Annotated in this window: 14 protein-coding genes; 4 read left to right on the top strand and 10 right to left on the bottom strand. The window is 69.1% G+C overall.

Annotated elements, in window-relative coordinates; all coding sequences use genetic code 11:
• Window positions 1–123: 123 nt before the first annotated feature.
• Window positions 124–591: a MarR family transcriptional regulator gene (locus QZ670_RS08905; RefSeq protein WP_294254011.1), complete on the top strand. Its 468-nt coding sequence runs from the start codon at window positions 124–126 to the stop codon at window positions 589–591.
• Window positions 592–630: 39 nt separating this feature from the next.
• Here QZ670_RS08905 and QZ670_RS08900 read toward each other — a convergent pair whose 3' ends face one another.
• The 5 genes from QZ670_RS08900 to QZ670_RS08880 all read right to left on the bottom strand — a co-directional run bounded on the left by QZ670_RS08900 (window position 631) and on the right by QZ670_RS08880 (window position 9,252).
• On the bottom strand, window positions 631–3,027 hold the full coding sequence (locus QZ670_RS08900; protein ID WP_294254009.1) for a TonB-dependent receptor: 2,397 nt from the start codon (window positions 3,025–3,027) through the stop codon (window positions 631–633).
• Window positions 3,028–3,145: 118 nt separating this feature from the next.
• Entirely contained in the window at window positions 3,146–4,999 is a 1,854-nt protein-coding gene (locus QZ670_RS08895) for an ABC transporter ATP-binding protein (protein WP_294254007.1), read from the bottom strand.
• Between the two features lie 159 nt (window positions 5,000–5,158).
• Window positions 5,159–7,111 carry a glycoside hydrolase family 97 protein gene (locus tag QZ670_RS08890; protein ID WP_294254003.1) on the bottom strand — a complete coding sequence of 651 codons (1,953 nt, stop codon included), beginning with the start codon at window positions 7,109–7,111 and terminating at the stop codon, window positions 5,159–5,161.
• A complete protein-coding gene (locus QZ670_RS08885) occupies window positions 7,108–7,833 on the bottom strand; it encodes a GDSL-type esterase/lipase family protein (RefSeq protein ID WP_294253999.1) in 726 nt (241 codons plus the stop codon). Before QZ670_RS08885 ends, QZ670_RS08890 begins: the two co-directional genes overlap by 4 nt.
• 90 nt (window positions 7,834–7,923) lie before the next feature.
• On the bottom strand, window positions 7,924–9,252 hold the full coding sequence (locus QZ670_RS08880; RefSeq protein WP_294253997.1) for an MFS transporter: 1,329 nt from the start codon (window positions 9,250–9,252) through the stop codon (window positions 7,924–7,926).
• A 164-nt stretch (window positions 9,253–9,416) separates the two neighbouring features.
• Here QZ670_RS08880 and QZ670_RS08875 point away from each other — a divergent pair, with 164 nt between their 5' ends.
• Together QZ670_RS08875 and QZ670_RS08870 are read left to right on the top strand one after the other, a co-directional pair.
• Complete coding sequence (locus tag QZ670_RS08875) at window positions 9,417–11,084, top strand: L,D-transpeptidase family protein (RefSeq protein WP_294253995.1); 1,668 nt, start codon at window positions 9,417–9,419, stop codon at window positions 11,082–11,084.
• Window positions 11,085–11,107: 23 nt separating this feature from the next.
• Window positions 11,108–11,431 carry a hypothetical protein gene (locus QZ670_RS08870; RefSeq protein WP_294253992.1) on the top strand — a complete coding sequence of 108 codons (324 nt, stop codon included), beginning with the start codon at window positions 11,108–11,110 and terminating at the stop codon, window positions 11,429–11,431.
• Window positions 11,432–11,456: 25 nt separating this feature from the next.
• On the opposite strand, the gene QZ670_RS08865 is transcribed toward QZ670_RS08870, so the two are convergent.
• Window positions 11,457–11,831 (bottom strand): hypothetical protein, encoded by a 375-nt coding sequence (locus QZ670_RS08865; RefSeq protein WP_294253990.1) that lies wholly within the window; start codon window positions 11,829–11,831, stop codon window positions 11,457–11,459.
• Window positions 11,832–12,241: 410 nt separating this feature from the next.
• On the opposite strand from QZ670_RS08865, the gene QZ670_RS08860 reads away from it, so the two are divergent.
• Window positions 12,242–12,532, top strand: a complete 291-nt coding sequence (locus tag QZ670_RS08860) for a hypothetical protein (protein ID WP_294253988.1) — start codon at window positions 12,242–12,244, stop codon at window positions 12,530–12,532.
• Between the two features lie 4 nt (window positions 12,533–12,536).
• Here QZ670_RS08860 and QZ670_RS08855 read toward each other — a convergent pair whose 3' ends face one another.
• Genes QZ670_RS08855 through QZ670_RS08840 form a run of 4 tightly spaced genes read right to left on the bottom strand, consistent with a single transcriptional unit; the run spans window position 12,537 to window position 17,460 of the window.
• Window positions 12,537–13,970, bottom strand: a complete 1,434-nt coding sequence (locus QZ670_RS08855; RefSeq protein WP_294253985.1) for a HAMP domain-containing sensor histidine kinase — start codon at window positions 13,968–13,970, stop codon at window positions 12,537–12,539.
• A complete protein-coding gene (locus QZ670_RS08850; protein WP_294253983.1) occupies window positions 13,958–15,022 on the bottom strand; it encodes a DUF2336 domain-containing protein in 1,065 nt (354 codons plus the stop codon). The genes QZ670_RS08855 and QZ670_RS08850 overlap by 13 nt, the downstream gene beginning before the upstream one ends.
• A gap of 36 nt (window positions 15,023–15,058) precedes the next feature.
• Complete coding sequence (locus tag QZ670_RS08845; RefSeq protein WP_294253982.1) at window positions 15,059–16,252, bottom strand: hypothetical protein; 1,194 nt, start codon at window positions 16,250–16,252, stop codon at window positions 15,059–15,061.
• Between the two features lie 11 nt (window positions 16,253–16,263).
• Window positions 16,264–17,460 carry a DUF1343 domain-containing protein gene (locus QZ670_RS08840; RefSeq protein ID WP_294253981.1) on the bottom strand — a complete coding sequence of 399 codons (1,197 nt, stop codon included), beginning with the start codon at window positions 17,458–17,460 and terminating at the stop codon, window positions 16,264–16,266.

Genomic DNA, 17,460 nt, shown 5'->3' with positions numbered 1-17,460 from the left:
GCTTGAAGAAAACGGCGTTCCGCACCCCGCGGCGCGCCGTTTTTCTTTGGTCCTGCACTTTCCTGCGAAGGCTTTGATCCGCGCCGATTGACGCCGCCCGGGAAACATGGCTTTCCCCTTGCCATGTCAGGGGAAATGCTGGGCGCGCTGGCGCCGTTGGTGGGCTATCATTTACGGCGGGCGCTGAGCGCCTTCTCCGCCGATTTCACCGCAGCGATGGAGGGCACCGGGCTTCGCCAGGTGCCGCTGGCGGTTCTCGCCATCGTGCAGGCCAACCCCGGGATCAACCAGGGCGCGGCCGGCCGCATGCTGGGCATCAAGCGCGCCAACATGGTCGCGCTGATCAACGACCTCGTCGAAAAGGGGCTGATCGATCGCGTGGTGGACGTGAACGATCGCCGCGCTTTCTCGCTCACCGTGACCAAGGCCGGCATCGCGGCACTGGCGGACGCAGTGGCGCGCATCGAGGTGCATGAGAACCGGATGCTGGCCGATCTGAGCGGCGCCGAGCGCGCGCTGCTGCTCGACCTGCTCGGCCGGATCGAGCGGCGCAGCCCGGCGGGCGAAACCGATGAGAATGGCGAGGCTTGAGGCAGGGTGGCCGGCGCACCGAAGCGCGCCGGCCGGCTCTCAGAAGCGACCCGAGAGCTGCAGATACCAGTTGCGCGGGCGGGCATACATGCGCTCGGCATAGCCGAGCGTGGCAAGCGAGGCGTTGCCCTGGATGAGATAGCGCGAGTCGAGGATGTTGTTGACTCCGGCGCTCACCTCATAGCGATCGTTGAACTTGAGCGTCACCGATCCGTTGCCGACGAAATAGCCGTTCTCCTCGATCAGCGGGATGCTGCCGGTAATGAAGGTGATCTTGGAGGTATAGCTGCCATCGACCCGCGGGGTGAGAGTCATGCCGTTGCCCAGCGCGATGTCATAGCCGAGCGCGAGATTGGCCTGGAGCGACGGGGTCAGCGGCAGGTCGTCATTGGGCGTCACCGTCGCGGTCGCGCCCGGTACGGGCGTGATGCTGCGGATCTTGTCGTCGAGCACGCTGACCCCGCCGTCGATGCTGAGCCCGAAGGCGGTGCGCAGGTTGGCCTCAGCCTCGACACCGCGGATCCGCGCCTTGCCGGCGTTGAACAGCAGCGGCACCACGCCCTGTCGGAAGATCAGCTGGATATTGTCGTAATCGGCCTGGAACGCCGCGAGGTTGAAGCGCAGCCGACCGATATTCGTCTTGATGCCGATCTCGTAGCTGGTGACGTCCTCCTCGTCGAACGGCACCGGCACATTGCCCGCTGGCGCCGCATTGTAGCGGCTGTTGAACCCGCCCGATTTGAAACTGCGGGCATAGGAGGCATAGGTGCTGATCGCGTTGCTCCAGCGATATTGCACGCTGGCCGAGCCGGTGAGCGCCGAGAAGGACTTGGCGAAGGGCCGGTGGTAGAGAAACAGCGGCCCGCCCTGCGGGATCGCCAGCGTCGGCAGCGGATCGGGATCGGGCTGGCTCGAGGGGAACAGGTTGAACACCGTGCCGAGGAAGGTCTTGCGATCGGTGGTGTAGCGCAGGCCGCCGGTGAGCTCGAGGCCCTCCGCCGGCTTGACGCTGACCTCGCCAAAGCCTGCCAGCGAGTCTGTCTTGAGCCGCGAAACCTGGAGATCGCGCGAGCCCGGCCCGCCCGCCAGGATCGAACGGATCACCGGCGGTGACGGCGGATAGGCGAGGAACACCGTCGCCCGCTCGTCGGTGACTTCGTTGAAATAATAGCCGCCGAGGATCGCGCTCACCTTGCCCCAGTCGAGCTGGAGCTGGATCTCCTGGCTGAACTGGCCCGACTCCGCCCCGACATCGGTGGTGATCAGCGTCAGCGGCGTATTGTCACCGTCGCGGATGCCGCGCGAGCTGGTGTTGCGATAGGCCGAGATCAGCTTCACCGCCGCGACGTGCGACAGCCGGATATTGGCGGTGGCGCCGAAGCCCCAGACCTCCGAATTGCTCAGCACTGGCGCGGTGCCGCCGTTGACGAACGGGCCCTTGGCCTGGAGGTCGTTGGCGCAGCGCGGATCGGCGACCATCGGCACGTTGGGCGCCCCGAAGCGCGGGTCGCCGGCGGTGAGCGGCGCGAAGGGGATCGTCGCCCCCGGGCACCCTGCCCCTACGCTGGCGATCGCCGCCACCGGCGCCTGCTCGTTGATCCCGGCGAAGACGAACGGCGCACCATGCTCGTCGCGCTTCGAATAGTCGCCGCGCAGGTAGAGGTCGAAATCGGACGAGGGCTGCCACTTGAGCGCGCCGTTGAACGAATAGCCGTCCTCGTTGCCGAGATCGAGCCCGTCGACCGCTCGGATCACATAGCCATCGCGCTTGCGGTAGCCGCCGGAAACCCGCGCGGCGAGCGTGCTGGCCAGCGGGATGTTGAGCGCGGCGAAGCCTTCGCGCAGGTTGTACTCGCCGACCCGGACGCGGGCGCGGCCGCCCCATACGCCCAGTTCGGGCTGCTTGGTGCGGACCAGGATCGCGCCGCCGATCGTGTTGCGGCCGAACAGCGTGCCCTGCGGCCCGCGCAGAACCTCCACCCCGTCGATGTCGCCGAAGTCGATCGCGCCGCCCACCGCGCGGCCGAGATAGACCTCGTCGAGATAGATGCCGACACCCGGATCCACCGCCGCGGTCGGGTCGACCTGGCCGACGCCGCGGATGAACACCACCGCCGAGGCGCTGTTGCCCGAAAGCTGCCCGGCCGGCTTGAACTGGAGGCTGGGGGTAACGCGCTCGAGATCCTGGGTCTGCTGGATCTGGCGGGCGGCGAGCGTCTCGGCGCTGAGCGCGGTGATCGCGACGGGCGTGTCCTGCAGGCTCTCGGCGCGGCGGCGCGCGGTGACGACGATCTCCTGCGTCACCGCATCGCTGGTGGTAGCCTCGGGCTGTTCGGTCTGTGCCCGGGCGGTGGGCGCCATGCCAACCCCGCCGGCGGCCAGCGCCGCCAAGCCGCACGTGATGCGCACGCGGGTGCGCGTCGAAAAACCTGCCATGCGTACCTCTCCCCTGGCTCGAGATCGTTACACGTCCCGATGCCAGGCGAAGGTCGCATGACAGATTGTTTCAGTCAATAACAGTTATGCAACGTACCATATTTGCAACCGCCGACGATCATCCGGCCGCCTGCCGCTCGACCAGCCGCAGCGGCGGGCGGGGCGCAAGCCCGAACATCCGCCGCGCGGTGCCGGCCACGAAGCGCGGGAATTCGCGGCGCTCGACCGGGGCGTCTAGCCCCTCGGCCTGCAGCGCCCAGAGCCGCTGGAACGCACCGCCGGCGCGGAGCAGCGACAGCGGCGCGCCGTCCTCGACGATCCGGCCATGCTCGACCACGATGACCCGGTCGAAGCCGACCACGGTGGACAGGCGATGCGCCACCGCCAACACCGTGCGGTGCGCCATCAGCGCGTCGAGCGCCTGCTGCACCTCGATTTCCGAGCCGGTGTCCAGCGCCGAGGTCGCCTCGTCGAGCAGCACGATCGGCGCCTTGCTCAGGAACGCGCGCGCGATGCCGATGCGCTGGCGCTGGCCGCCGGACAGGTTGGTGCCGCGCTCGCCGACGATCGTGTCATAGCCCTTGGGCAGCAGTGCGATGAAGCCCGCGCAGTGCGCCGCCTCGGCCGCGGCGCGCACCTCGGCATCGGTGGCGTCGGGACGCGCGAAGCGGATGTTCTCGAGGATCGAGCGGTGGAACAGCAGCACTTCCTGCGGCACCACGGCGACGGCCTGGTGCAGGCTGTCCTGCGTCACCCGGTCGATCGGCTGGCCGTCGATCAGCACGCGTCCCGCTTGCGGGTCGTGCAGGCGCTGGACGAGCTGGAGGATCGTCGACTTGCCGGCGCCCGAGGGGCCGACGATGCCGATCTTCTGGCCGGGGGCGACCTCCAGCGACAGGTCGTGCAGCACCGGGCGGCCGGGATGATGGCCGAAGGTGAGGCCCTCGATCCGCACTTCGCCCGCGGTCGCCTGCAGCGGCACCGCGTCCGGCGCGTCTTCCAGCGCATGGGGGGCGCCGACGATCTCCAGCGTCTCGCGCAGATAGCTGAACTGCTGGCTCGTATCGATCAGCGCCATAGCGAGATCGCGCGAGCCGTTGAGCATGCGGAAGGTCATCGCGCTGACGACGACGACGTCGCCCGCGGTGATGCCGCCCGCGATCCAGCGCTCGACCGCCCAGACCAGCGCGCCGCCGACCAAGATGACCAGCGCCACGTCGTGGAGGACGCGGATCCGCTCGACGAACATCCAGCCGCGCTTCTGCGCCGCCGCCTCAGTCTGGAAGAAGCCGGCGAGCCGCTCGGACTCGCGGCGGCGGGCGCCGAACGACTTGATCGCGGCGATGTTGCCGACCAGGTCGACCAGCTCGCCGCCGCTCTCGCTGGCGGCGCGGGCAAAGGCCTTGTGGTATTTGTCGCCGCGCATGCCGAGGAAGACCAGGCCGGTGCTTGCCGCAACGAAGATGCCGGTGATCGCCACCGCCATGCGCCAGTCGATCGCGAGGAAGATCAGCAGCGCACCGCCGAACGCGATCAGCGGGGGCGTGATCTCCATCAGGATGCGGTGGGTGAGCGCCTGGAACGAGCCGGTCAGCGCGCCGACGCGGTGGCCCAGCGAGCCGCCGCGCTGGTTCTGAAAGAAGCCGATATGATGGCCGGTCAGATAGTGGAACATGTCGAGCCGTATGCGGACGCCGCTCGCCACGGTGATGTTGCACAACAACATCGCCGCGCCGCGGACCAGTCCGTTCTCGAGCGCCACGAGGCCGACAAATGCGGCGAGCGCGAAGTACACGGCGGTGTGCGAGGGCGCCGCGACCGTCATCGAATCGATCAGCAGCTTCATCGCGTACTGCACGCCCACCGCGCTGGAAGCGCCGCCCACCACGAGCAGCGCGAGCAGCGCGAAGGCCAGCGGCCGTCGCGTGACATAGTGGAGCAGGAACCGAGCCGGGCTCTTCAGAAACGGCATGTCGTTCCCCTTCGGGGTTTCCGGGCGCTGCATTGCAACAATCATGCGACCGAAAAGACCCATCGGGCCATGAACGCTGGGTGAACTTTCCGTTAGCGGCAGGTGAGCGGTGGAAATGCGGCGACGAAATGCGGCAGAATCTGGGCAGCTACTGCCGAATCAGCGCTCCTGAAGCACCGCCACTGCGCCGCCCGTCGCCGCCAGGTTGAGCGAGAGCGGCGCGTCGCGCGACACGCGCCTCGTCTCCACCTGCACCGCGTCGGGCGCCGCTCCGTCGCTCCAGATGCGCGCCTCGGCGCCGTGTTCCCCGAGGAAATCGAGCGGCACGGAGATCGTCCGCGCCTTCTCGTCGTTCATCGCACCGAGATACCAGGTCTTCCCCTTGCGGCGAGCGAGCACGATGTACGCGCCCGTCTCTCCGGCGAGGAAGCGCGTTTCGTCCCAGCTGGTCGGCACCTGCCGGATGAAGTCGAAGCCCGCGGGGCTCGCCACATAGGTGTCCGGGCTGTCGGCCACCGCCTGCAGCGGCGAGAGATAGACGACATACATCGCCAGTCCGTGCGCCCGCGTCGACTGCACCATCGGCAGGTCGCCGCGCATCCGGAAATCGGCCGGCGTCACGTTGCGGAAGCCGCCGGGGGTGTAGTCCATCGGCCCGAGCAGCCCGCGGGTATAGGCGAGCATCACGTCGTTGCCCGCGGTCGCCCGCGTGCTCCACTTGTTGTACTCGGCGCCCATCACGCCTTCCTGGGTGACGAAATTGGGCCAGGTACGGGTGAGACCGCGCGGCGCGAAGGCACCGTGCAGGTCGACCATCAGGTGGTGCCGCGCGGCCGCGCCCAGCAGCTTCTGGTACCAGTTGACCATCCACTGGTCGTCACGTTCCATGAAGTCGATCTTGATGCCGGCGACGCCCAGCTTCTCGTAGAGCGCGAGCGCATCCTCCATCTGCTCGTCGAGGGCCTGCCAGTGCGCCCAGAGCCACAGCCGCACCTTCTTGGACCGGGCATAGTCGGCGACCTCCTGGAGATTAATCGCATCGGCCCATTTGGTGACGTCGACGCCGGGCCGCCGCACCCCGCCGCCGCCCGCGCCGGCATACCAGCCCTCGTCGATCATCGTGTAGGGCATGCCATTGGCTGCGGCGAAGTCGATGAACGCCTTGGCCACCGCCGTCGTGGTGCGCTGGCCGGGGAGCCTGGCGATCGAGGGCCCGCTCCACCAGTCCCAGCTGGTCAGCCCCGCCTGGATCCAGCTGGTGTCCTCGATCCGGCTCGGGCTGGAAAGGCTGGTGAGCAGCGTCGATTCCTGCAGCGTGCCGAGCCGGTCGGCGAGCATCACCACCCGCCACGGCGTGACGATCGGGCTGCCGATGCGGGTGTGCACCGCGATGCGCGGATCGTCGAGCGAGGGCGACAGCTTCACCTGCAGCCCAGGTCCGCCATCACCGCGCCCGGTGAGGTACATCGCGGCGAAGTCGATCAGGTCGGCCTCGGCGATGGCGAAGGCGCTCTTCCCCGTCTCGCAGGCGAAGGGCACGTCGAAGAGATTGTGGTCGCGCAGCCGCGTCGTGTCGACGGGATCGAACTCGCCTTCATGGCTCGATCCGAAACGGCCGACATTGAACCCCCAGCATTTCCAGGGCTGCGGGAAATAGAAGCCGGTGCGCTCGTAGCGCACCAGTGCCGCGGCGGTCGCCGGCTGTACCGGCACCAGCATGCGGAAGGCGATGCCGTCGTCATAGGCGCGCAGGATGATGTCCATCCGCCTTTTGGCGCCGCCGCGCTCCTGCAGGTGGATGATGCGCTGGTTATAGTGGTCGCGCCCCTCGGCCGCCTTGCCGAGCACGATCCTGTAGCGCGTGTCGGCGCTGCTCGTCTCGCTGCCGGTGACGGCCATGCCCCAGCCGAGCATGTCGCGATCGAGGTCGAGCGCGATCGGCGCGGGCGCGAGGATCAGCTCGCCCTTTCGCTGCACCGTGTAGTTGGGCACGCCCTGCCGATCGAGCGCCACCACCACGCGGTTGGCGCCGTCGGGGGAGACCAGCTCCAGCGTCTGCCCGGCGGCCGGAGCCGCGATCAGCAGCGCCGCCGTGCCGAGCAGCTGCTTCACGCGCGGCGGGCTTTCAGGATCGGCTCGATCACCGTCGCCATCGCGTCGTACCCGGCTTCGGTGGGATGCACGCCGTCCGAGGCAAGGCCCGGCTTCATCGCGCCCTTCGCGTCGCCAAGGACGGGCGTATAGTCGACCCAGGTCAGTCGCTCGGCCTTGGCATAGCCCTGCAGCCAGGCGTTGATCTCGCGGATCGGCCCGACCACGTCGAGCCCCTCGCGCCACGGGAAATGATCGGCGGGCGGCACCGAGGCGAGGATCACGCCGATGCCGTTCGCCTTGGCGATCTGGGTCATCATGCGGAAATTGTCATAGCTCTGCGCGCGCGTCATCGGGCCGGTATTGCCGGCGATGTCGTTGGTGCCCGCCATGATGTGGACGAAGCGCGGCTTGAGGTGGACGACGTCGGCCATCATCCGCAGCACCATCTGCGGCGTGGTCTGCCCGCCGATGCCGCGCCCGACACGGCCCGGGGTGAAGAAGCCGGGCCGCTTGCTCTTCCAGCCTTCGGTGATCGAATCGCCCAGGAAGACGATGTTCACCTTCTCGCCGCTCGCGAGAATGCGGGCATTGTCCGCAGCGTAGCGGCTGAGCTCGGGGAAGTCCTCGTGCAACAGCCGCTCCTTGCGCTGCTGGTAGGTCTCCTGCGTCTGCGCTTGCGCGCGGGCGACGAGGGGCAGCGCAAGCGCGCCGGCGAGCAGCGAACGGCGGCGGAGGGACATCCCGATTCTCCTGGAGAAGGTCTTGGTCATTGGGGGCCGAGCGTGGCGCAACGCTGCGGGAGCGTCAAACCCTCACCCGGCCCTTGCAGATCAGTGCAGCGAAGCGCCCCCGCCGGCGCGCACCGGCTTGGCGCGGCCCGCGGCGATCGCGAAGCCGCACAGCACCACGTAGCAGAGCGCCGGCACGATCAGCGCGAAGGCATAGCCGTGCAGGTCCGCTACCTTGCCGACCAGCAGCGGCAGCAGCGCGCCGCCGACGATCGCGGTGCACAGCAGGCCCGAGGTCGCCTCCTCGCTGGCGCCCGACCGTTCCAGGGTCAGGGTGAAGATCACCGGGAACATGATCGAGTTGAACAGGCCGATCGACAGCGCGACGAAGCCCGCGGTGACGCCGCCGACCGTGACGACATAGAGGCACATCGCCGCCGCGATCACGGTGAACAGCGCGAGCAGCTTGTCGGCGCGGACGCGGGTGAGCAGCAGCGAGCCGAGCGCACGGCCGACCATCGCCCCGCCCCAATAGAAGGCGACGGCCTTGCCGGCTTCCTGGAGCGACACGCCGTGGACGCCGTCGCTGCCCATCAGCGTGCCGAGGATCGGCACCCCGAACGGCGCGTCGGACTGGCCCCAAATGCTGTTGTCGTTGAGGAACAGCGCCATCTGGGTGCCGATCGACACTTCGGCGCCGACATAGAGGAAGATGCCCAGCGCGCCGAACAGCGCCCAGCGCGACGCGAAGGCGTCGAAAAGGCCCGAGGTACCCTTGTCCGCAGGCGCGGCATCGCTGACGACGCGGCGGCTGAGGAAGAAGAACACCGCGAGCGCGAGGATCAGCCCGCAGATCCACAGATAGGCGGTGTCGATGCCCGCCAGCGCCTCGGCGCGGACCGCCGGATCGACGACCGCGCCCGACTTCACCTCGACGCCCTTGAGGAACAGGTGCGCGCCGAGCAGCGGGCCGAGGAAGGTGCCGAAGGAGTTGAAGGTCTGGCTCAGCACCAGCCGGAAATGGCTGCGCTGCGGATCGCCGAGCGCCGCCGCCAGCGGGTTCGCGGCGACCTGGAGCACCGTGATGCCGCTCGCCAGCACGAACAGGCCGAGCAGCACCAGCCAGTAGTTGGCGAGGTTGGCCGCGGTCAGCATGATCAGGCAGGCGACCGCCATGGTGCACAGCGCCAGCAGGATCGACGGCACCGCCTTGAGGCGCGAGACCAGCGCGGCGGCCGGCAGCGACACCACGAAATAGGCGAAGAAGAACGCAAACGCGCTTGCCTGCGCCTGCAGATTGGTGAGCGTGAAGATGCCCTTCACCGCCGCGACGAGCGGGTCGACCAGCGAGGTGATGAACCCCCAGGCGAAGAACAGCGTTGTTACCGCGGCGAATGCCAGCGTGGTGTGCGTCGAACGTGCGGTGGCCAAGCGATCCCTCTCCTGCCCTGGTGGCGTGTCGGGCGCGACGCTTCCCGACAACGTTGGCAAAAGTCAAGCTGAGCGGGGGATGGGTTTTCCTTCTCGCATGTTCGTGCGGGCATCGCCTATAGGCCGATGCGTTGATCAACGACGCGGCGAGTGGAGTATTGCGCGTGGACGAAGTGAAGAAGCCGGTGGGAACGAAGTTGGTGCTGACGAAGGGGATAGCCGTACTGGCGCTGGCAAGCGCGATCGCCTCTCCTGCCATGGCCCAGTTCCGGCTGATTCCGAAGCCCAAGCCGAGCCCGACTCCGGCCGCCCAGCCGACGCCGACGCCGGTGAGCCAGGTGCAGACCCAGGCACCGGCCCGCACGCAGACGCCGCGGCCGACGGCGACTCCCGCGCAGCGCGCACCCCAGGCGCAGACCCCGGCAGTGCAGGCGCCCCGCCCGACGCTCGCGCCGCCCCAGGTGCAGCCCACCCCGCTCGCCCCCGCGCCGCTGGTCGCGGCCACCCCGCTGCCGACGCTGAGCACCAAGCAGATTGCGGAACTCCGCCAGCTGCTCACCGATGCCGGCCTGTCGCAGGGCCTGCGCCGCATGACCAGCACGGTCACCCTCCCCAATGACAGCGACGGCATGGCCCGTGCCGCGCTCGACTATGCCCGCGCCGTCCATTCCGGCCGCCTCGATTCGAGCGACTTCATCAACGACTGGGGCCTGCGCCCCGCCCCGTTCGATCCCGCCCCCGGCTTTGCCGATGCGGTGAAGCGCGATCGCCTCGCCGCCTGGATCCGCTCGCTGCCACCGCCCTATGCTGGCTATGACGGGCTGGAGAAGGGCCTGGTCGCCTATCGCGCGATCCTTACCTCGGGCGGCTGGCCCAAGCTCGCGCCGGGGCCCGATCTCGCCAAGGGCGCCAGCGGCGCACGCGTGAAGGCGCTGCGCAAGCGGCTCGCGGTGGAGGACAAGCAGGTCTCGACCAGCGGCGACGTGTTCGACCAGGACCTGCAGGAGGCCGTGCTCCGCGCCCAGCGCCGCTACGGCCTGCGCCCGACCGGCGTGGTCTCCACCGGCACCCTCGCGGCGCTCAACGTGCCGGTGGAGGCGCGCGTCCGCCAGATCATGGCGAACATGGAGCGCTGGCGCTGGCTGCCGCAAACGCTGCCCGCCAAGCGCATCCAGGTAAACATCGCGGCTGCGGTGATGACGGTGTTCGAGGGCGACAGCCCGATCGCCTCGATGAAGGCGGTCACCGGCCGTCCGGGCAATGAGACGCCGATGCTCCAGTCGCGCATCCACTCGATCGTGCTCAATCCGCCGTGGAACGTGCCGAGCGGCATCGCGGCGAAGGAGCTGTGGCCCAAGGGCGAGGCTTATCTGAAGGCGCATGGCTACCGCGTGATCGGCACCGGCCCGGATCGTCGCCTGCAGCAGGAATCGGGCCCGAAGAGCGCGCTCGGCCGCTACAAGTTCGACTTCGACAATCCCTATGCCGTGTATCTGCACGACACGCCGGTCCAGTCGGGCTTCAACAGCTATAGCCGGCTCGACAGCCATGGCTGCGTCCGTCTGGAAAAGCCGGGCCCGCTTGCCGAGCTGCTGCTCAAGAACGATCCGAACTGGCAGCCCGATGCGATCGCCGCCCAGCTGGAAGGCACCAAGACGGTGCGCGTCCGGCTTGCCGATGCCGACCAGGTCGCCGTCTATCTGCTCTACTGGACCGCGTTTGCGAGCGGCGACGGCACGATGAACTTCCGCGACGATCCCTATAACTGGGACAAGCTGCTCGCCGAGAAGATCGAAGCGCGCGCGGCGGTCAGCGTCGCCACCGCCTCCTGAACCCGAACGCCAAGGAAACCCTGATGAAGCTGCGCACTTTCGCGATCCTGGCCGGCGCCGGCCTCACCCTCGCTGCCTGCGGGAGCAAGGATGAGGCCCCGAGCGCGCCCGACGCCAATGTCACCGAGATCACCGTGCCGGAGACCCCGGCCGACGTGAACGTCTCCACGCAGGAGCCCGCCGCCGCCGAGCCGGTCAACGCCGCGCCCGTCCCCGAGGCGACGCCGACGGAGAAGCCGGCGCCGTTCAGTGACCGCGAACAGACCGAATCGGACGCTGCCGCCACCGGCATGACGTCGCGCATCGACCGGAACGCCGACAGCGAGAACCAGGAAAAGAAGCAGTAAGCGGGGGAAGAAGGCGCGTCCGCGGTTAGCGGGCGCGCCCCTCGTTGAGCGCCGAGCGGCCCTGGCTCACCCGAGCGAGCAGCAGCTCGAGATGTTCGAGCGAATAGCCCGAGGCGTGGAAGGCGGCGATTTCCTGCTTCGGCAGCGCATAGCCCTTGTGCCAGGCGAGCACGGCGATGCGGCGCAGCGCCTCCAGCTTCGAGTCCGCGAGGCGGGGGCTCGCGCGATCGCCACCGAAGAAAATTGACAGGAAGCGGGCCCAGCGGCTCGGCGCTTCGAGCGAGGAGAGCCGATCACGCTGCGCGATGGCGACCACCTGCCATTCGAGCTGCGTCAGCGCGGCAGGTGCCTGCGCCGTGACAGGCTGACGGTCGAAGCCGGTAAGATCGAGATACGCCATCGCCTGCACTCCCTATACGCGGCGGACGCAGGCCTCCCCGTCGCGACGCCAAAGAGGCATCGCCGGCCGTTCCGCGAAAATATGTTCCACCTAACCCCGCGCCGGAACTGCCGAGGGTTCCCCCATCGTTCCGCCGCGAGAACTACCGGTATATCCCGGCTCCCTGAACCCACGCTGTCGATTGCGCGCGGGTCGTTTCGGTATACGCCTCCATCTACGCCTGTTCGCCGTAACGTCAAGCTAAAATCGTACTGGGCAGTACTGCAATTCGTAAAGCGATGGCGCTGTTGCCGATCTGCCGCAGCGCAGCAGCATGAGACGAAGATGAACCCTTGCCTACGAACCGGTTCAGGCTGCGGATTCCTCGACTCGCTTAGTCCTTCGTCATCGACACGAGAAAGGACCCACCGATGAAACTGGTTCAATGGATCGCCGCCGCCGGCTTCGTCGCCACCGGCTTGGTCGGCGCCACCGCCGCCCAGGCGCAGGATTGGCGCTATCGCGACCATCACGAGCGCCGCTGGGATCGGCACGACCGCCATGACCGCTGGGAGCGGCATCGCGGCTGGGATCGTGGCCGTCATTATGGCTGGGATCGCGGCCCGGGTTGGCACCGTGCCGGCTACGGCTATCGCAGCCGCACCGTCTGCTGGGACGAGTGGCGCCACGGCCGCCGCATCGAAGTCTGCCGTCGCCGCTGACGGCCTATGGAGCGCCCGCAGGAGGAGGCGGGCGCTCCGGATCGTCGACCAACGGCAGCATCAGCACGAAACGCGCGCCCATGCCCGGCGCGCTGTCGACGATCAGATCCCCGCCCATGGCACGTGCAAGCCGCCGCGCGATGTAAAGCCCCAGCCCGCTGCCGCCAGGCTCGGCCGGGTCGACGCGGGCGAACTTCTCGAAGATGCGGGCCTGGTCGCCAAGCGCGATTCCCTTGCCCTGATCGGCGACAATCACGCAGCCCATGCCGCCCTCGCTTTCCAGCCGGATCCAAACCGCCGCACCGCGCGGGCTATAGCGCACCGCATTACCGATCAGATTGACCAGCACCTGCAGCGCTCGCCGGAACTCGCCGCGGACGCGCAGCACGGCTTCGGGTCCGGGGCGATCGATGCGGACCCCCGCCTCGCCGGCCCGCACCGCCAGCAACCCTGCCGCGCGCCGCGCTACATCGGCCAGGTCGATCGTCGACCGCATCGTCGCGAAGTCCTCGCGCTCGATCGCCTGTAGATCGACGAGATCCTCGACGAGCGCGAGCAGGTGCCGCCCGGCGCTGGCGATATCCCCCGCATAGCCGGCATAATCGCCGCGGATGGGCCCGTCGACCTGCGCGCCGATCGCGTCGGCATTGGCGATGATCCGCGCGAGCGGCCCCTGCAACGCCCGCTCCAGGCGCTTGCCGAAGGCGCGCGGGAAGCCGCTTCCGGCGATCGGCGGCGCTGGCCGCGGGGCGTTGGCGTCGTCGCCGTCCAGCACCCGCGCGGCGCCGATGAACCCGGCGAAACGGCCCAGCGGATCATGCCGGGGAATCGCGGCGAGCCGCACCATTCGTCCCGTCCCGCGAACCTCGGCACGCTGCCCGTCGAACCGCGCCTGCGCGGACACCGCCGAAAGGATCGGCAACTGCCCGGCATCGTCTTGCGCCAGCGCGAACAGCCGCGTCAGCGGCTGGCCGAGCATCTCGCGGATGTCGAAGCCGTGGCGCTGTCCAGCCTCGGGCGAAAGGAAGGTCAGCCTAAGCGCCCCATCGGTTTCCCACAGCCAGTCGCCGGCGGCGCGGAGGAAGTCGCCGTCGCGCGCGGGATCACCGGCAGGGCGCCAGGCCGGACGCGACCGCCAGCCGCTGACCTCCAGTCGCACGCCGCCGCGATCCGGTCCGGCCCGCACCCACAGATCCAGCTCCTCCTCGCCATCGGCTGCGACAACGCTGCGGGAAATGGCGATGCCCAGCCGATGGGCTAGCTGTGCGATCGCGGCGACGCCCGGCAGCGCAAGCGGCTCCCCGATCCCCCCGCCGGCGCGGTCATTGAGCGCGCGCAGCCGGGGCTCGGCGTCGATCAGCCGCCCGCCGGCATCCAGTCGCGCCACTGCCAGCGGCACTACGGGATCGAGCGACGGGATCGCGATCACCGCGCGCATATCCCGCGCAGGGCGGCACGGGCCTCGCGATACTCGGCCGGCAACCGCACTTCGGCGAGGTGGTCGCGCGCCTTGGCAATGTCGAGCCCCGCGAGCAGCTCGATCCTGTCCACCAGTGCGGCGAGGTCCCGCCGCGGATCGGCATCGCTGAGCAGGACGCAGAGTTCGGCAATCGCCTCGCGCGGCAGGTCGAGCGCGTGCAGCACCAGCAACAGCCGCTCGGCACCGGGATCGAGCAGCAGCGTGCGGGCATCGACCACCGGAACATCCGCCGCATGCGCCAGCAGCGCGAGGAACAGCGGCACATGCCGGTCGCGCAGCGCTTCCAGCAGCACCCTGGCGCATTCGCGCGGCTCGGGCGCGATCGCGGCGGCAAGGCGCAGCGCTACCGCCTCCACCTGATGCTCGGCGCAACGCTCGGCGAGCGCATAATCGGCTGCGACGGCGGCGCAGAGCACCTCGTCTAATGCCACGCCGGCCAGGGTTCCCGCTTGCTCGCGCATGGCCGATGCAACCCACCAAAGCAGCCGGTGGTGCAAGGTTAACGGCAGCCGCCAGCGTCCCGCTTCAGGACTCCGCGCGCGGCTCTCGGCGAGCAGCAATGCCCGGGCAGCATCCGCCAATTCGGGGGCGGGATGTTCGGCCAGACGATTGAGCAGGCTGGGGCGTGCCGGATGCGCCGCCGCGCGATGGGGCATGCCCGCCGCCAGCTGTTCGAGCCGAATCCGGGCAAGGAGTTCGTGGACCAGCGCCGGATCCGCCGCCAGCCCGGCTGCGTGGAGCAGCGGCAGGGTTGGGCCGATACCGGGAAAGCCCTCCGGCACCACGGCGCGGCGCAGGCTCTCCTCGATCGCGCCGACGATCTGTTCGATCGCGATCAGCATCGCCGCGCGGGTCCGCTCGTCGAGCCGCAGACTTTCGGGAATCGCCAGCTCGCGCGCGGTCGCCGCGCCCAGCGCACGTTCGCGCGACTCCGCTGCTGCGGCGCGCGCCAGCAGATCCTGGGCGTCGATGGCCTGGCCACCACGCGGTTCGGGAGCGCCCTGCGCCATGTATCAGGTACATAGCGCAGCTAGCTTAATCGGAGGCTAAGACTTGCCGCGCAGGCTTTCGATCGCCCCGGTCAGCGTCGCGAAGGCATAGACCGTCACCGCCGCCAGCCCCAGCGTCGCGTGGCCGACCAGCGCAAAGGGCGTGAACACGAGCATCTGCGCCGCCGCATTCGCCCACCAGCGCCGGCGCGGCACCGGCACGCGTTCGGCAAGCAACTGCAGCCCGACGCCGCCCGCCGCGAGCAGCAGCGGCGTCGCGTTGCCGATCGCGCGGAACTCGCGCCAGCCGCCCGCCGCCAGCAGCAGCACGAACAGCCCCAGGATCGCGACCTCGATCTGGCGTGCGCGCGGCTCCTCCCCACGCAGCGCCGCGTGCGAAGCGGCGGTAGCAAAGGCCAGCGTCGCTAGCAGCGCGACCAGTGCGCCAATCCCCTCCCAGCCGGCCAGTACGGTGAGCAAGGCGGCGACTGACACCACCCCGCCAAGCGCCAGCGGCGCCCAGTCGGGGATGTTGCGCGCCATCATCTGCGGCAGCACGAGCCGCGCCGCGCGGCTGAATACCCATCGATCGGCCCAGAGCGTGCGGCGGTCGCTCAGCGCCACCAGCACCGCGTCGTTGCGCGCGGCCAGACCCTCGCCGCTCCGCTCCACCGCATGGCCGGCACGCGCCCAGCCCGGTGCCAGCGGCACCTGCAGCGCGCCCGATTGCGCAGCGACGCGCAGCAGCGCGGACTGGAAGTCATAATCCTCGGGCATCGCGGCGATATGGGCGAGATGCCGCGTCTCGATCCGCGCGATGCCGGCCCAGCAATGTCGCATGTCGAGCCGCTCGATCGCGGCGGGCGATTCGGAGTCGTCGGTCACCAGCAGCGCGGCGTGCGGCTCGGCCGCCATCCGCTCCATCACCGGATCGATGGTGACGAGCCCGTCGGCCAGCACCAGCACATCGGCGTCGCGCAGCACCTTGTCCGCCGCTTCTTCCGCCGAACGGACGATGTCGACCTTGAGACGCCCGCGCCCTGCGCGCTCGATCGCGCCGAGAAACTGCGGAGTGACCTTGCCCACCGCGACCAGCACCTGCTCCGCACCGATGCCGGCGAGCAGGCGGATCTGATATTCGAGCAGCGTCATGCCGCCGAACGGCAGGCTGGCGACCAGCGTGCCTGGACGGTCCTGCGCCTCTTCCACCGCGAAGATCAGGCCGCAGAGCGCGCGTTCGGGTGCCACCATCTCGCCCTCCATCAGTAGAGCAGATGCGGCTGGCGTGCCGCGATCCAGGCCGCTTCGTCCGGCTGGGTCAGCGCATCGAGATCGTGCGGAGTGGCGGCGGGATCGTCGACCCATTCCCGAAGGCCCGGGCCGCCGTTGATCACGTCGATCGCGAGCTTGTCGAACACATATTCGTACGGGAAATCGCGCCAGAGATCATAGTCGGGGTACAGCGCACGGATCGCCTTGAACGCCAGCGCCTGGACCCGCCAGGGGCGGAAGGCCTGGTGGTCATAGTCCGGCCCCTCGGCGTGGACGAACACGCCCGCGCAGAGCTGGCCGACATGCTTGTGGAAGGTCGGCTGGAACCACATGTCGCGCAGCGTGCAGCCGGCAAGCCAGTCCGGCGCGAGTCGCTGCATCTCGGCGATCACCGCCCGCGCATCGATATCGGGCGCGCCGAACAGCTCCAGCGGGCGGGTGGTGCCGCGCCCCTCGGAGAGCGTCGTGCCCTCCAGCGTCACCGTCCCGGCATAGGCGCGCGCCATGTTGACGTTGGCGGCATTGGGGCTGGGGTTGATCCACGGACGTGCGGCCGGCCAACCGAAACCCGGCGCTTCCTCGGGCTTCCAGCCTTGCATGGCGACCACGCGATAGTCCACGTCGAGGCGATAGTGCGCGATGAACCAGTGGCCGAGCTCGCCCAGCGTCATGCCGTGCCGCATCGGCATCGGCCCGGCACCGACGAAGCTTTCCCAGCCCGGCAGCAGCGTCAGCCCCTCGACCGGGCGGCCGGCAGGATTGGGGCGATCGAGCACCCACACCGCCTTGCCGTGCTTGGCCGCGGCTTCCAGCACGTAGAGCAGCGTCGTCACGAAGGTATAGATGCGGCAGCCGACATCCTGGAGGTCGACCAGCATCACGTCGAACGTATCCATCGACGCGTCGGTAGGCCGACGCACCTCGCCGTAGAGGCTGAACACCGGCACACCATAGCGCGGATCGGTGAAGTCCGGCGACTCCATCATGTTATCCTGCAGGTCGCCGCGCACGCCGTGCTGGGGGCCGAACACCGCCGAGATGTTCACGGCCGCCGCCACCAGCGCGTCGAGGCTGTGAGTCAGGTCCGCGGTGACCGAGGCAGGGTGGGCGAGCAGCGCCACGCGCTTGCCCTGCAGGGTCGCGCGAAGATCAGGTTCGGCGAGGAGGCGATCGATTCCGAAGAGCAT

Source organism: uncultured Sphingomonas sp., from assembly GCF_913774285.1.
Lineage (GTDB): Bacteria > Pseudomonadota > Alphaproteobacteria > Sphingomonadales > Sphingomonadaceae > Sphingomonas.
The sequence above is the reverse complement of the archived record's forward strand: the minus strand, read 5'-3'. Positions and strand labels throughout refer to the sequence as shown.